This is a genomic window from Allobosea sp. 05L423 (genome assembly GCF_056397745.1).
This window is the reverse complement of record NZ_JBFTOA010000005.1, coordinates 207920-223090: the sequence shown is the minus strand read 5'-3', so window position 1 is coordinate 223090 and position 15171 is coordinate 207920. Positions and strand designations below refer to the sequence as shown.

The window sequence follows — 15171 nt, the reverse complement described above, 5'->3', positions numbered from 1 at the left end:
GTGGGCATTCGGACAAGAGGCCGGACAGCCGCCAGGGGTTGGAGGACGGATGGAGGGGATGGACATCCCTCAAATCACGCCTCCCAGTCTCCGCAAGGAGATTGTTCCCCGACACAGACCAGCAGCCGGAGGCAAAACCGGCGAACCCCGAATCTCCACGGGGGACGCAGCTTAAAGCAACGACGGAGCGGGCTTTTTTGGTCTCGCCGGCTTTCCACAGGCCGGCACCGAAGAGGCTTGTCCTTCATTGCCGGCCGTGCGGGGTTTTCCCCAATCGAACGGTGTTTCGGGTCCGGACGTTTCGTCCGCTGTAGCAGGCGTCTCCACAGCGCCTTGCGACCGCGAACGACTCATTCCGGCGATACATCGCATCGACGCCGCTTGCGTCGTAGGGGAGTCGCGTCTCATGACCGACCGCATCCGTGAGTTTCTTCGCACCCGACGTGAGGACGGGCCCTGCGTCGTCATCGACACCGATGTCGTGCGCGAGAATTATCATGCCTTCGCCCGTGCGCTGCCCGACACCCGCGTCTTCTACGCGGTGAAGGCGAACCCGGCGGCGGAGGTGCTTGCCCTGCTGGCCAAGCTCGGCTCCTGCTTCGACTGCGCTTCGGTCGTCGAGATCGAGCTCGCGCTGGCTGCCGGCGCTACCGCCGACCGCATCTCCTTCGGCAACACCATCAAGAAGGAGCGCGACGTCGCGCGCGCCATGGAGCTCGGCGTGCGCCTCTTCGCCGTCGACTGCACGGCCGAAGTCGAGAAGGTCGCCCGTTCCGCCGAGAAGACCGGCACGAAGGATGCGCGCATTTTCTGCCGCATCCTCTGCGACGGCGCCGGCGCCGACTGGCCTCTTTCGCGCAAGTTCGGCTGCGTGCCCGAAATGGCCGCGGACGTGCTCGAGCACGGCCATCGCCTCGGCCTGCTGGCCTATGGCATCTCGTTCCACGTCGGCTCGCAGCAGGCGAATGTGAATGCCTGGGATTCCGCCCTGGCCTCGGCCTCGGCGATCTTCAAGGAATGCGCTACCCGTGGCATCTCGCTGTCGATGGTCAACCTCGGCGGCGGCTTCCCGGCGCGCTACCTGAAGCCGATTCCGGGCGTGCCGTCCTATGGCGACGCGATCTTCCGGGCGCTGTCGAAGCATTTCGGCAACCAGCTGCCCGAGACGATCATCGAGCCGGGCCGCGGGATGGTCGGTGAGGCCGGCCTGATCGAGGCCGAGGTCGTGCTGATCTCGAAGAAGGCCGAGTCGGACGAGGTCCGCTGGGTCTATCTCGACATCGGCAAGTTCAACGGTCTCGCCGAGACCATGGACGAGGCGATCCGCTACCCCATCCGCACGACGCGCGATGGCGATGCGACCGTCCCATGCGTGCTCGCCGGTCCGACCTGCGACTCGGTCGACGTCATGTACGAGAAGACCCCGTACATGCTGCCCTTCTCGCTGGAGATCGGCGACAAGGTGCTGATCGAGGGCACGGGCGCCTATACGACGACCTATTCGGCCGTCGCCTTCAATGGCTTCCCGCCGCTGAAGCAGTACGTCATCTGACGTCGGAAGGAGCGCGAGCTCCTTCCTCAACTATCGGGTCCGGCGAAGCGCCCTGTCTGAGACGGCAGGCTGCCCGGTCAAACGGGCGGAGCGTTCGTATCTCCAGAACGGAGATGCGGGCGTGGCTCCCGCCGGACCCCCTTCCACACAACCCATCCGCTTGTGGCCGCGCTCGCGCGGCGCCGGGAAGGTCTGCGTGAAAGCAGGCGCTCCGGCAGGAGGTGCGTCATGATCACGATCCGCGACGAGCTCGCCACCGACATTCCCGCCCGCGAGGCGCTGCTCGACCGTTGCCTCGGCGAGCGCCGCACCGCCAAGTCCAGCGAGCGCCTGCGCGAGGGCCGTCTGCCGGCCGAGGGCCTAGCGCTGACCGCCGAACGCGACGGCGAGCTGCTGGCGACCGTCCGGCTCTGGCATGTGGAGGCCAATGGCGTGCCGGCGCTGCTGCTCGGCCCGCTTGCGGTCAAGCCCGAGCTGCAGGGCGAAGGGCTCGGCAAGGCGATGATGCGCGAGGCGCTCTGGCGCGCCGCCTGCCGCGGGCACGGCGCCGTCATCCTTGTCGGCGACGCGCCCTACTACGCCCGCTTCGGCTTCGATCCGGCGCTGACGCGCGGGCTCGCCATGCCCGGCCCGGTCGAGCGCGAGCGCTTCCTCGCCATCGAGCTGCGCGATGGCGCGCTCGGCAGTGCAAGCGGCGTGCTGGTCGCCACTGGCGTTGCCAATCCCGCCGCCTTCGAAGTGCAAGAGGTGGCGCAGGCCGCCTGACGCTTCAGACATTCGTCATCGCGCCGTCATCGCCCGGCGCTTTCCATGCGCTCACCCGCGTGGAAGGCGTCCCAGGCGATTGACGGCGCGATTTTGCGCTCATACGACCCTTTCGACCTTTTTATCCCCAGAACCCAGGAGTTACAGAGAATGACGAATTGGCCCGTCTACGGCGAGATCACCGGCCCGATCGTGATGATCGGCTTCGGCTCGATCGGCCGCGGTACGCTGCCGCTGCTCGAACGGCACTTCAAGTTCGACAAGAGCCGCTTCGTCGTCATTGCTCCAGATGATTCCAACCGCCATCTCCTCGACGAGCGTGGCATTCGCTTCATCCAGGAAGCGCTGACGCCGGCTAACTACAAGGAAATCCTGGAGCCGCTGCTGACCGCCGGCGGCGGGCAGGGCTTCTGCGTGAACCTGTCCTGCGACACCGGCTCGCGCGACCTGATGGAGTTCGCCTCCAGCCTCGGCGCCCTCTACATCGATACGGTCAACGAACCCTGGCTCGGCTTCTATTTCGACGACAGCAAGGGGCCGGCCGAGCGCTCGAACTATGCGCTGCGCGAGATGACGCTTGCCGCCAAGCGAGCGCGGCCGGCCGGCACGCCGACGGCTGTCTCCTGCTGCGGCGCCAACCCCGGCATGGTCTCCTCGCTGGTGAAGCGGGCGTTGACGAACCTCGCCGCCGACATGCGCCTCAATGCGACGCAGCCGACCACCCGCGAGGAATGGGCGGCGCTGATGCACCGCGTCGGCGTCAAGGGCATCCACATCGCCGAGCGCGACACGCAGCGCTCGCGGAACCCGAAGCCGCCGAACGTCTTCGTCAACACCTGGTCTGTCGAGGGCTTCATCGCCGAGGCCGTCCAGCCGGCCGAGCTCGGCTGGGGCACCCACGAGAAATGGATGCCGGCGAATGCCCATGGTCACGAGACAGGCTCGCAAGCGGCGATCTATCTGATGCAGGCCGGCGCCGAGACCAAGGTCCGCAGCTGGTGCCCGACACCGGGCGCGCAGTACGGCTTCCTGGTCACGCATAACGAGTCGATTTCGATCGCGGACTATTTCACCGTGCGCGACGAGACCGGCAAGGCGACCTACCGGCCGACCTGCCATTACGCCTACCACCCGGCGAACGATGCCGTGCTCTCGCTGCACGAGATGTTCGGCAATGCCGGCCGCCCGCAGGAGGAGCACCACATCCTCGAGGAGAAGGAGGTCGTCGACGGCATCGATGAGCTCGGCGTGCTGCTCTACGGCCACGACAAGGGCGCCTACTGGTTCGGCTCGCAGCTCTCGACCGAGGAGGCGCGTTCGCTCGCGCCCTATCAGACCGCGACCGGCCTGCAGGTCACCTCTTCCGTGCTGGCCGGCATGGTCTGGGCGCTGGAGAACCCGCGCGCCGGCATCGTCGAGGTCGAGGAGCTCGATTACAATCGCTGCCTCGAGATCCAGCAGCCTTATCTCGGGCCGGTGAAGGGCTACTACACCGACTGGACGCCGCTCGATGGCCGCCCTGGCCTGTTCCCGGAGGATATCGATACCAGCGATCCCTGGCAGTTCCGGAACATCCTGGTTCGCTGAGGAACCGAAACGGGCGCTACGGCGCCCGTTTCACTGTGACGCCGGCGAGCAACGCCGCGCCCGCCAGGAAGAAGACGATCAGGACGGCAAGCCCGGCACGCTGGCTGGAGAAGGCGCTTGTCGCCAGCGCGACCAGCGTCGGGCCCATAAAGGACGTGACCTTGCCTGACAGGGCGAACAGCCCGAAGAACTCGCCGATGCGGCCGGGTGGAGCGAGCCGCGCCATCAGGCTGCGCGAAGCGGCCTGCAACGGGCCGGCGACGAGGCCGATCAGCAGGCCGAGACCGAGATAGACCCGCTCCGGCAGCGTTGCGTAGAGCCCGTCGCCGGGTGCGTGCGGGGCGGCCGGGATCACGAACAGGATATGGTCTGCACTCAGCGAGAGGATGCCCAGGCAGGCAAAGAGCAGGCAGGCGATCGAGCCCAGAATCACCGGCTTGCCGCCGATGGTGTCGTCGAGCTTGCCGCCGAGCCAGGCGCCGAGCGTGCCGGTGACGGTGAGCAGAATCCCGAAGATGCCGAGCTCGATGGTCTGCCAGCCGAAGACGCCGGCCGCATAGATGCCGCCGAAGGCGAAGAGGGCGACCAGCGCATCCTGGTAGATCATGTTGGCGAGCAGGAAGCGGCCGAGCGAAGGCAGCTTCGGCAACTCGGCCAGCGTAGCCTTCAGCCGCCCGACGCCGCCTTTTGCCGCTTCGGCGAGGCTCAGGCCCGTCTTGCTCGAATCCGGCGTGAACAGGAACATCGGCGTGACGAAGACCACGAACCATAGTGCGGTGAGCGGGCCGGAGAAGCGGTCGCCTTCGCGCGCAGCCGCATCGAGCCCGAGGATCGGCGCGATGCCCGCCAGCGTCTTGCCGGTCTGAGGTTCCGCCGCGAGAAGGCCGAGCGTGATCGCGAGCGACAAGAGCCCGCCAAGATAGCCGATGGCCCAGCCGGTTCCGGAGAGCCAGCCGAGGCGCTCCGTTGGCACCAGCCGCGTCATCATCGCGTTGTTGAAGGTGGTGGCGAACTCCGCGCCGACCGTCGCGACGATGAAGCCGGCGAGCGCGATCGGCACCGCCGAAGCCGAGCCCGGCACGGCGAACCAGAGCATGGCCGAGCCGATGACGAGCAGCGCGCCGAAAGCCGCGATCCAGGGCTTGCGCGGCCCGGTCCTGTCCGCGATGCCGCCGAGCAAAGGCGAGAGCAGGGCGATGCAGAAGCCGGCAAAGCCGGTGGCATAGCCCCAGAGCGCCTGGCCGGCGGCGGCATCCTTCGCGAGCGCCGAGGCGAAGAAGGGCGCGAAGACGAAGGTGGTGATCAGCGTGAAGAAGGGCTGCGCCGCCCAGTCGAAGAACAGCCACGCCGTGACCGCGCTGCGCGGCGGCCAAACTTTCGGCGGGGCTTCGGCGGGCGGCGTGGATACGGTCACTGCAGGGTGGTGTCCGGATCACTGCCGCCGCGGGCGAGCTCGATCTCGGTGATCGCGACCAGCACCTCGGCCCGGTCCTTCAGCGTCCGCGCCTCGAGCAGGGCCTGCTTTTCGCGCGGTCCGAACGGACACATCATCGAGAGCGCGTTGACCAGGGCCTCGTTCGGCGCCTCGTTGACGCCCTTCCAGTCGATCTTGAGGTCGTTCGCCTTGGCGAAGTCTTTGAGCGCCTTGAGCAGGCCCTTGCGGTCGACCTCCTCCTCGCCTGTCCGCGCCACGAAATCGGCGGCGAAGGGCTGGTAGTCGACCCGTGCCTGCCGATAGGCCGTGGTGACCGACAGTTCGTCCAGCAGCCGGAACCGGCTGATCCCGGTCAGGGTGACGATGTAGCGCCCGTCGCCGGTCTCTGCGAGCTGGGTGATGCGGCCCAGGCAGCCGACCTTGAGCAACGGAGGGATCTCCGGCTGGCGGCCGACCTCGGGCTCGGGCTGAATCATCCCGACGACGCGCTCGCCTTTCAGCGCGTCGTCGATCATGGCGAGATAGCGCGGCTCGAAGATGTTGAGCGGCATCTGGCCGCGCGGCAGGAGCAGCGCGCCGCTCAAGGGGAAGAGCGGGATCACCTCAGGGCAATCCCCGGCCCCCTCATAGACGGCGTTCATGCCCATGCGCGGTTCCGTCCTCTCGGCGGTCAGGAGAACAACAGGGTCGACAGCTTGCGGCGGCCGGTAACGCTTGCATCGTCCATCGGGCCCCAGGCCTCGAAGAGCTGGAGCAGCTGCTTGCGCGCACCGTCGTCGTTCCACTTCCTGTCGGCCTTGATGATGGCGATCAGATGGTCGACCGCGTCGTCGCGTCGGTCACGGGCATTGAGCGCCAGCGCCAGGTCGAAACGAGCCTGGTGATTCTTCGGATCGGCAGCGACCTTTGCCTCGAGCTCCGCTGTGTCGCCGAGGGAGGCAGCCTGCTCGGCGAGCTCGATCGCGGCGCGCAAGGCCGTGATGGCCGGGTCGCCGGCCTTGTCCTGCGGCGTCATGGCGAGGATGCCCTTGGCGCCTTCGGTATCGCCGGTGTCGAGGTGCAGCCGTGCCAGCCCCGCGATGGCGGCGAGGTTGTCGGGTTCGGTCTGGAGCACGCCCGCATAGAGCTCGCTCGCGCCGGCCGGGTCGCCGGCCTCGGCGGCGGCCTGCGCGGCCGCAATCAGTTCCTCCGTCGCGCCGGGCCCCATCGGGCCGACCAGGCGTTCGATGAACGCCTTCACCTGGCTTTCCGGCTGTGCGCCCATGAAGCCGTCGATCGGCTGGCCCTGCTTGAAGGCGATGACGGCGGGAATCGACTGGATGCCGAGCTGGCCGGGGATCTGCGGGTGTTCGTCGATGTTCATCTTGACGAGCTTGACCTTGCCGCCGGCGGCCTTGACGACCTTCTCGATGACAGGGGTAAGCTGCTTGCAGGGGCCGCACCAGGGCGCCCAGAAATCGATCAGCACCGGCTGCTTCATCGATTCAGCGATGACGTCCTGGCGGAAGGCCTGCGTCGTGGTGTCCTTGATCAGGCCGGATTGCTCGGCCGCCTCGCCATTGACCAGCATGGGTCGCCCTTCGTGATGCTTCGTAGAGGCGCCGGCGCGCCGATGCGGCCGCCTGCGCAGTCGCCCCATAGATGGGGAGCTTTAGCTGTTCTGTCCATCGGGTGGGACGGGCAAATCGACGATCAGCGGCTCATGGCCGGTCTGCCTGAGGAAGGCGAGGAAATCGTCGCGCCCGACCCTGAGCGTGGCCGTATTGATCAGCGGGTGGAAGTTGACGTCCTCGCCCGTCACCAGATTGGCGTCGAGCACCATGGTGACGTCGCCGGCGCGGTCGTTGATCACGGCGAAGGCGGTGACCGAGCCCGGCGTGACGCCGAGTTTCTCCAGCAGCAGCTCGGCCGACCCGAAGGAGAGCCTGCCGCTGGCGCCGATCCGCTCATGCAGGCGCTTGAGATCGATCCGGGCATCGGCCTCGGCCGAGACGAGGAACAGCCGCCCCTTCTTGTCCTTCAGGAACAGGTTCTTGGTGTGCAGGCCCTGCAGCGGCTCACGATGAACAGTCGATTCGGCGACGGTGAAGACCGCGGGATGGTCCATCCGATGGAAGGCGATGCCGCGCGCGGAGAGATGTTCGCAGAGCTGTTCGGGAGTGACGGGCGTGTTCATCGTGGGGAGGCCGGTGATCGCAAGCGTCGGAATCGGTCTGGCATGGCACGTTTCCACCACGTCGGCCGGGGAAAGCGTGCCATTCGCGATGCCTAACCTCACCTTGCGCAGACGGCAAGATGTCGCGTCAGAGAGCGGGTTATCAACGGCCGGCAAAAAACTTTCGTCAGGTGCTTGCACTCCGCCGCGCTTTGGGGCAATAACCCGACCGCGCCGCCACGGCGCCGCTGTCTCGGATGCGGGTGTAGCTCAGGGGTAGAGCACAACCTTGCCAAGGTTGGGGTCGAGGGTTCGAATCCCTTCGCCCGCTCCAGACAATCTCAAGGCTTGAGAAGCATGCAAGCGTCGGATCTTCCGGCGCTTTTTGCTTTTTGGCGCGGCGCGCCGAGGACGTGCGAAACGATCCGCGCCTGTATTGATGACGAGCCGCAGGTATTCCACCCCGCAGATCGATACGGCGAGCGCCACGTCCAGGCGTCTGCGCCAGCTCTATTGTCGCTGGCGCAGACGAGTCCGGGTTCAGATGCCTCTGATCAAGCCGCCGTCGATACGGATCTTCGCGCCCGTCACATAGCTTGCCCGCTCGCTGGCGAGGAATGTGACCACATCGGCGAATTCCTGCGGTTTGCCATAGCGTCCGGCGGGGATCGTCGCCATCGAGGCCTGTGCCACCGCGTCGCGCGTGCCGCCGCTGCGGGCGGCCGCGGCATCGTCGAGCTGGTCGACGCGCTCGGTGTGGATGCGGCCGGGCAGGACGACATTGACCGTCACGCCGCTGCCCGCAACCTCCGAAGCCAGCGTCTTCGACCAGCCGATCACGGCGGCGCGGATGCCGTTGGAGAGGGCGAGACGCGGGATCGGCTGCTCGACACCGGAGGAGGCGATGGTGACGATGCGGCCCCAGCCGCGCTCCGTCATGCCGGGCAGGAGCTGCTGCGCCAGATGGAAGAGATTGGCTGCCATGCCCTCGAAGTGCTTCAGCCAGTCGCCGCGCTTGGCGTCGCGCGCCTCGCCGGGCGGCGGGCCGCCGGAGTTGCCGATCAGGATGTCGACGCCGCCTTCCGCGACGAGACGCTCGGCAAGGGCATCGACCGAGGCGAGATCGGCAAGGTCCAGTTTCGCGGCGCTGACGCGGCCGCGCTGGTCCGCCGGCAGAGCGGCGATCCAGCTTTCCGTGACATCGGTGCTGCGGGCGGCGGCGATGACGGTCGCGCCTTCAGTGGCGAGCGCCTGCGCGATCGCGGCGCCGAGTCCGCGGCTCGCGCCCAATACGAGCGCGCGCTTTCCAACAAGTCCCAGATCCATCAGCCGATCTCCTTGAGGCGCCGCTCCTGCCGCGCGATGAGCCGTTCGATATCGGCGATATCCGCTTTCGACAACGCCCCGCCCGGCCTGCGCAGGGTGGCGGAGGCGATGGCGCCGCGCTTCGCCAGGGTGTGCTTGCGGATGGCGAGGCCGAGGCCGGGCTGCTGCTCGTAGCGGGCGAGCGGCAGATAGGCGTCGAAGAGATCATGCGCGCGCTCGACATTGCCGGCGGCATGGGCCTTCCAGACATCGACCATCATCTCGGGATAGGCGAAGCCGGTCATGGCGCCGTCGGCGCCGCGCGAAAGTTCTTCCGGCAGGAACATGCCGCCATTGCCGACGAGGATCGAGATGCGGCGGCCGCCATTGTCGCTCGCCGCGCGCAGCGCCGAGATCTTGGCGAGGCCCGGCCAGTCCTCGTGCTTGAGCATGACGCAGCTCGGATGGGCGGCGACGATCTTCAGGATCACGGCCGGGGTGATCTGCACCTGGGTGACCAGCGGGAAATCCTGCAGCACGAAGGGCGTCTTCGGCCCCAGCGTCTCCGCCGCCATCGCATAATAGGAGACGATCTGGTCGTCGGTCCGCAGGTTGGAGGGCGGGGCGACCATGACGCCGGCGGCGCCGTCACCCATCACGCTCTCGCTGAGCTCGCGCATCGCGGCGAAGCCCGGCGCCGAGACGCCCGCGACGACGGGCACGCGCCCCTGCACGCGCGCCAGCACGCGGCGCACGAAGATACGGGATTCGTCCGCCGTCAGCTTGGGCGCCTCGCCCATCATGCCGAGGACGGTGAGGCCGGTCGCGCCCTTCTCCAGGTAGAAATCGACCATCCGGTCGGTGCTTTCGAGATCGAGCGCGCCGGTGTCTGTGAAGGGCGTCACCGCGATGACGTAGACACCCCCAGCGGTTTCATCGAGCAGAGCCATGGTCGTCCTCAGTTCTTGGTGGAAGCGGGCAGGAGCTTGCCCGGCAGAAGTTTGCCCGGATTGAGCAGGCCTGCCGGATCGAGCAGGTGCTTGAGCTGGTGCATCAGTTCGAGTTCGAGCGGCGCCTTGCGCAGCTTCATCTCGGAGACGCGCAGCTGGCCGATGCCATGCTCGGCGCTGATCGAGCCGCGCCGGCGGCCGATCTCGTCATGGACGATGCGGGTGAGTTCGGGAGTGAGGGCCGCGAAATCGGCTGGGTCCTGTCCCAACGCCGGCAGCAGGTTGTAGTGCAGGTTGCCGTCGCCGAGATGGCCGAACACGATCGGCCTTACGCCCGGCGCCGCCGCGCGGACGGCGGCATCGGCTGCGGCGACGAAATCGGCCATGGCCGACACCGGCATGGAGACGTCGTGCTTGGCGGCCTTGCCCTCGCGCACCAGCGCTTCCGACACGCCTTCGCGGATGCGCCAGAAGGCTCTGGCCTGCGTGCCGTCCTGCGCGATGGCGGCGTCGAGCACGAGGCCGGCCTCGATGCTCTCGGCCAGCGAGGCTTCGAGGCGCTCGCGCAGGCCCTGCTCGTCGTCCTGGTCCGAAAGCTCGATCAGCACTGCCGCCGGCGGCAGCGTGGCGAGCGGCAGGCGCGCATCGCCGATATGGCGCAGGATCAGCGACAGGCAATCGCCGGTCATGAACTCGAAGGCTGTCAGCCGGTCGCCGCAACGGTCGCGAACCGCCGACAAAAGGGATAGCGCCGCTTCAGCGTCCTCGACGGCGACGAAAGCACTGGCACGGGCATGCGGCTGGGCGAAGAGCTTCAGCACCGCGCCGGTGATGACGCCGAGCGTGCCTTCCGAGCCGATGAAGAGGTCGCGCAGGGCGTAGCCTGTATTGTCCTTGCGCAGCGCCGTCAGCCCGTCCCAGATGCGCCCATCGGCCAGCACGACTTCGAGGCCGAGGGTGAGCTCGCGCATCGTGCCGTAGCGCAGGACGGCGACGCCGCCGGCATTCGCAGCGAGATTGCCGCCGATGGTGCAACTGCCCTCGGCCCCGAGGCTGAGAGGGAAGAAGCGCCCGGCCTCCTGCGCCGCCTGCTGAACCTTGGCGAGGACGACGCCGGCCTCCACGGTGATCGTATTGCTGACAGCATCGATGTCGCGAATGCGGTTCAGCCGCGCGAGCGAAAGGACGACGGCGTTGCCGGATTCATCCGGCGTCGCGCCGCCCGACATGCTGGTATTGCCGCCCTGCGGAACGACAGGCACCTTGTGGCGTGTGCAGATGCGCATCACGGCCGCGACCTCCGCGGTCGAGCCGGGCCGGGCGACGGCCCGTGCGGCGCCGCGATATTTGCCGAGCCAGTCGGTGAGGAAAGGCGCCTGGTCCTGCTGGGAGACGAGGACATTCGCCTCGCCGAGAGCCCCGGCGAGTTCGGCAATCAGATCGTCCATGTTCAGCCTCCGCGGAGAGGGCGTCCGCCCCAGCCCAGCCGCACGCGCCCGATCGCCATCGTCACCGCCGCCTGGGTCGGCTCGACGATCGGGATGCCCAGTTCTCGTTCCAGCGGCTCGCGGAAGCGCGCCATCCCGGCGCAGCCCATGACCAGCACATCGGCATGGTGCGTGTCGCGCAGCGTGCGGCCGACGCCGATCATGCGGCCGAGCGTCAGTTCATCGTCGGCCATCTCGGCGATGGTGAGGTTCACGGGCAGGTCGCCCGCGAAGCGTCCCATCAGGCCCATGGCGCCGAGATAGCGCAGGTGGCGCGGGATCGAATTCTGCAGCATGGCGACGATGCCGAAGCGCTGGCCGAGTGTCAGGGCGGTCAGTACGCCGCATTCGGCGATGCCCAGCACCGGCTTCGTGCTCTGCTCGCGCAGGGCATGCATGCCGGGGTCGGAGAAACAGGCGATAACAAAGGCCGCGGCTTCGTTCTCGAGGCCTGCGGCGCGCTTGAGCAGGGCGGGGATCAGCCCGTCGATATCGCGCTGCGACTGGATGCCGGGCGGACCTTCGGCCAGCGTCAGGCATTCGATCGCGGGGCCACCGGCGATGCGCAGCGGTGCGACCGCGACATCGATCTCCTTGGTCACGCGCTCGGTCGAATTGGGATTGATGACGTAGATCGTGCCGCTCACGATACCTCTCCTTCCGGGATGGTCCGCGACCGTTCGCGCCAGCTTGCGAGTGTCTGACGTGGAGCCTGGAAACGGTCGCGCAGCGTGACGTACCAATCGGTACCGTGCAGGCGGCCGACGAGGTCGAGCTTGTCGATATCGACATGCAAGCGCTCGTCGACGACGCCGTCGCGGATATGGATGTGCCGGATTTCGCCGACGACGAGATTGCGATTGCGGGTGCCGAGCGAGAGCGAGACCGTCTCGCGGCATTCGAGCTGGACCGGGGAGGCGGCGAGCCTGGGCGCGGCAATCGTGGCGCTCGGCGCGGTCGCGAGCCCCGCCGCCTCGATCTCGTCGACCTCGCCGGGGAAGTCGATGGCGCAGATCTGCATCGCCTCGACCATGGCGCGATCGACCAGATTGACGACGAAGCTGCCGGTCTCGCGGATATTCCGCATCGTATCTTTCAGTGGCGAAGTCGCGCCATCGCGGCCCTCGATGCCGAGCACGACCAGCGGCGGCGCATGGCTGAAGACGTTGAAGAAGCTGAAGGGCGCGGCGTTGGCGCGCCCTTGCGCATCGACCGTGGTGACGAGCGCGATCGGGCGCGGCAGCACGGTGTTGACGAGGAGCTTGTAGAGGTCGCGTTCCGCCAGATCGCTTGCGGCCCAGTCCATCGGCTCAGCCCAGGCTCACATCGAGCAGGCGCACCGTCTCGGCCAGCACGCGGGCGCCGTCTCCGGCCTGCTCGGGCGTGATCGATTCCTCCGGCGCGTGGCTGCGGCCTTCGAGGCAGGGTACGAAGATCATCCCGATCGGGCCGGTATGGGCGACCTGGACGCCGTCATGGCCGGCGCCGCTCGGCAGGTCGCGCGTGGCGAGCCGGAGCGAGGTGGATGCATTGGCGATGGCCGAACGGATTTCCGGCGCGCAGGCCGTCGGCGCGACATGGCTGATCGGCTCGACGGCGATGGAGAGCCGGAGTTCTTCGAGCGCGGGGCGCAGGTCACGTACCAGCGCTTCGCCGAAGGCCTTGACCGCCGCCTCGTTGCCGGAGCGGACCTCGAGCGTCAGGACGGCCTCGCCCGGCACGGCATTGGCCGCGTTGGGGATGACCTCGATGCGCCCGAAGGTGGCGACCAGAGGCTGGTTGTCCCGGGCTGTCGCGAGCGCCCGCTTGTAGGCGGCCTCGACGAGCTTGGCGGCGCCGACCAGCGCATCGGCCCTGAGCGGCATCGGAGTTGCGCCGGCATGGTCGGCCCGGCCGGTCACGGTGATGCGCTCGCGGCGGATGCCGACGATGTCGGTGACGATGCCGATCGGGATGCGCTCGTTCTCCAGCACGCGGCCCTGCTCGATATGGACCTCGACATAGGCCGCGACGCTGCCGGCCGCGCGCTTGACCGCGGCCAGCTCTTCGGGCCGGCCGCCGACGAAAGCGATGCCTTCGCGCAGCGTCATGCCGTCAGGGCGGGTGAGGGCGAGATGCTGCTCGGTCAGCGCGCCTGCGAGGGCGCGGCTGCCGATGCAGGACAGACCGAATTCGCTCGGCTCCTCGGCCAGGAAGTCGACGACCTCCAGCGTATGGCGCAGACGGTCGCCGCGCTCGCTGAAGCTCTGCGCGACTTCCAATGCGGCGAGCACGCCGAGAATGCCGTCATAGCGTCCGCCGGACGGCACGGTGTCGGAATGCGAGCCGATCAGGATCGGCTTCAGCGACGGATCCGCCCCGGTGAGTCGGCCGACCAGGTTGCCGGCAGCGTCGAGCTCCGTCTCCAGCCCGGCGTCGCGGAATTCCGCCGTGAGCCATTCGCGGCCTTCGAGGAAGCGCGGGGTGAAGGAGCGCCGCGTCCAGGGGCGCTCCGGATCGGTGATCCGCGAGAGCGCCTCGATGCGCCGCCAGAGACGGTCCTGATCGATCGACATGATGTGCCTACGCCGCCGGACGCAGGAAGCGGCCGTCGCCTGCCTTGTTGCGGATCTCGGTGCCGTCCCAGGCGAGCTGGCCGCGTACGTAAGTTGCGGCGACGCGGACGCGGAACTCGCGACCCTCCATCGAGCTCCACTTCACCGCCGCGAGGCTCTTGCTGGGGTCATGAATGAAGCGGCCCGGCTCCAGCACGGTGATGTCGGCGTCGGCGCCGGCTTCGAGCCGGCCCTTGTCGGCGAGCAGGAAAGCCTTCGCCGGCCCCTCGCAGAGCTGCTTCACGACGATGGTCGGGGAGAGGCCGTGCTCTTCGCAGCCGGTCCAGAGGGCCGGCAGCAGGGTCTCGATGCCCGGGCCGCCCGAGGTGTTCTTGAAGATCATCGGGTCGCCCTTCTTCTCCAGGCCCCAGGAGACGTGATCGGACGAGATGAAATCGCAATGGCCGGCGGCGAGATGGCTCCAGAGCAACTCGCTCTCGGCCTTCGGGCGGATCGGCGGATAATGCTTCACCTTGGCGCCGAAGCGCGGGACGTGTTCCTCGGCGTTGAGCATGAAGTACTGCACACAGCTCTCGACCGTCGCCTTGTAGCCGGCGCGCTTGTACATGTTGCAGATCTCGAAGCCGCGGGAGGTCGAGACGTGGACGGCGTGGGCGCGCGCGCCCGTCTCGGCGCCGATCTCGTAGATGCGGGCGGTTGCGAGGTTCTCGATCAGCGGCGTATGGGCGCGCAGGAAGGCGTCCGGGCCGGTATCGCCGGCTTCGATCAGCCTGGCGATATTGCGCCGGGTCATCTCCTGGTCCTGATTGTGGACGCCGCAGAGCAGGCCGGTCGGCTCGATCAGCTTGAAGGCTTCGTAGAGCGTGTCGTCGCCGATGCGCGGAAAGCGCGTCGGGTTGGCCTCGAAGGTCGAGAACTTGAAGGCGCAGGCGCCGGCCTCGACGAGGCCGGGAATGGCATGGAGCCCGTTCTCGATGGTGATGGTCGCGTAGAGCGCGACATCGACATGGGCGTCGCGCTCGACCACCGCGACCTTCTCGTTGAAGAGCTTGGCGCTGGTGACGGGCTCGGGCTCGTCATAGGGCATGTCGACCATGACGGTGACCCCGCCGGCCGCCGCAGCGCGCGAGCACATGCCGATGCCCTCGTGATCGGCCTGGCTGCCGGAATGGACCTGCCCGTCGATGACGCCGGGAATGATCCACTGGCCGCGGAAATCCTGCGTCTCGCGGGCCGAGGGCGGTGTGCCGGACCCGACCTTGCCGATCTTGCCGCCGGTGACGGCGACATAGCCGTCCTCGATGATCGTGTCGGACAGCACGATGTTGCCGCGGAGGACGAGATCGAAATCGCTCATGACTGGGGTATCCGGATGATCCT

14 protein-coding genes and 1 tRNA gene are annotated in these 15171 nt (G+C 67.8%); 4 read left to right on the top strand and 11 right to left on the bottom strand.

Translation table 11 applies throughout. The features are described from left to right. Positions 1 to 406 precede the first annotated feature (406 nt). From AC1DNE_RS15340 to AC1DNE_RS15330, 3 genes are all read left to right on the top strand, one after another. Positions 407 to 1552 (top strand): type III PLP-dependent enzyme, encoded by a 1146-nt coding sequence (locus AC1DNE_RS15340; RefSeq protein WP_441469372.1) that lies wholly within the window; start codon positions 407 to 409, stop codon positions 1550 to 1552. A 228-nt stretch (positions 1553 to 1780) separates the two neighbouring features. Further along, positions 1781 to 2317 carry a GNAT family N-acetyltransferase gene (locus AC1DNE_RS15335; RefSeq protein WP_476767279.1) on the top strand — a complete coding sequence of 179 codons (537 nt, stop codon included), beginning with the start codon at positions 1781 to 1783 and terminating at the stop codon, positions 2315 to 2317. 150 nt (positions 2318 to 2467) lie between these two features. After that, a complete protein-coding gene (locus tag AC1DNE_RS15330) occupies positions 2468 to 3904 on the top strand; it encodes a homospermidine synthase (protein WP_476767280.1) in 1437 nt (478 codons plus the stop codon). Between the two features lie 16 nt (positions 3905 to 3920). Here the strand turns inward: AC1DNE_RS15330 and AC1DNE_RS15325 are convergent, their stop codons facing one another. The 4 genes from AC1DNE_RS15325 to AC1DNE_RS15310 form a co-directional block, all read right to left on the bottom strand. Next, positions 3921 to 5318 carry an MFS transporter gene (locus AC1DNE_RS15325; RefSeq protein ID WP_476767281.1) on the bottom strand — a complete coding sequence of 466 codons (1398 nt, stop codon included), beginning with the start codon at positions 5316 to 5318 and terminating at the stop codon, positions 3921 to 3923. Then, entirely contained in the window at positions 5315 to 5986 is a 672-nt protein-coding gene (locus tag AC1DNE_RS15320) for an LON peptidase substrate-binding domain-containing protein (protein WP_476767282.1), read from the bottom strand. The genes AC1DNE_RS15325 and AC1DNE_RS15320 overlap by 4 nt, the downstream gene beginning before the upstream one ends. 23 nt (positions 5987 to 6009) lie before the next feature. Next, positions 6010 to 6909, bottom strand: a complete 900-nt coding sequence (gene trxA / locus AC1DNE_RS15315) for a thioredoxin (RefSeq protein ID WP_476767283.1) — start codon at positions 6907 to 6909, stop codon at positions 6010 to 6012. A gap of 81 nt (positions 6910 to 6990) precedes the next feature. Then, on the bottom strand, positions 6991 to 7515 hold the full coding sequence (locus AC1DNE_RS15310) for a prolyl-tRNA synthetase associated domain-containing protein (protein WP_441469366.1): 525 nt from the start codon (positions 7513 to 7515) through the stop codon (positions 6991 to 6993). Between the two features lie 238 nt (positions 7516 to 7753). On the opposite strand from AC1DNE_RS15310, the gene AC1DNE_RS15305 reads away from it, so the two are divergent. Continuing rightward, a tRNA-Gly gene (locus AC1DNE_RS15305) sits at positions 7754 to 7828 on the top strand. A 206-nt stretch (positions 7829 to 8034) separates the two neighbouring features. Here AC1DNE_RS15305 and AC1DNE_RS15300 read toward each other — a convergent pair. The 7 genes from AC1DNE_RS15300 to AC1DNE_RS15270 are packed head-to-tail and all read right to left on the bottom strand — an operon-like array spanning position 8035 to position 15148. Beyond that, the gene (locus AC1DNE_RS15300; RefSeq protein WP_441469365.1) at positions 8035 to 8820 is read right to left on the bottom strand and encodes an SDR family oxidoreductase; all 786 of its coding nucleotides are present in this window, start codon (positions 8818 to 8820) and stop codon (positions 8035 to 8037) included. Then, positions 8820 to 9749 carry a dihydrodipicolinate synthase family protein gene (locus AC1DNE_RS15295; protein ID WP_476766325.1) on the bottom strand — a complete coding sequence of 310 codons (930 nt, stop codon included), beginning with the start codon at positions 9747 to 9749 and terminating at the stop codon, positions 8820 to 8822. Before AC1DNE_RS15295 ends, AC1DNE_RS15300 begins: the two co-directional genes overlap by 1 nt. An 8-nt stretch (positions 9750 to 9757) precedes the next feature. Then, complete coding sequence (locus tag AC1DNE_RS15290) at positions 9758 to 11197, bottom strand: FAD-binding oxidoreductase (RefSeq protein ID WP_476766324.1); 1440 nt, start codon at positions 11195 to 11197, stop codon at positions 9758 to 9760. 2 nt (positions 11198 to 11199) lie between these two features. After that, positions 11200 to 11883 (bottom strand): aspartate/glutamate racemase family protein, encoded by a 684-nt coding sequence (locus AC1DNE_RS15285; RefSeq protein WP_476766323.1) that lies wholly within the window; start codon positions 11881 to 11883, stop codon positions 11200 to 11202. Then, positions 11880 to 12542: a flavin reductase family protein gene (locus tag AC1DNE_RS15280; protein ID WP_476766322.1), complete on the bottom strand. Its 663-nt coding sequence runs from the start codon at positions 12540 to 12542 to the stop codon at positions 11880 to 11882. The genes AC1DNE_RS15285 and AC1DNE_RS15280 overlap by 4 nt, the downstream gene beginning before the upstream one ends. A gap of 4 nt (positions 12543 to 12546) precedes the next feature. Then, the gene (locus AC1DNE_RS15275) at positions 12547 to 13791 is read right to left on the bottom strand and encodes a hydantoinase/carbamoylase family amidase (protein ID WP_476766321.1); all 1245 of its coding nucleotides are present in this window, start codon (positions 13789 to 13791) and stop codon (positions 12547 to 12549) included. Between the two features lie 7 nt (positions 13792 to 13798). After that, positions 13799 to 15148, bottom strand: a complete 1350-nt coding sequence (locus tag AC1DNE_RS15270; RefSeq protein ID WP_441469359.1) for a dihydroorotase — start codon at positions 15146 to 15148, stop codon at positions 13799 to 13801. Positions 15149 to 15171 lie beyond the last annotated feature (23 nt).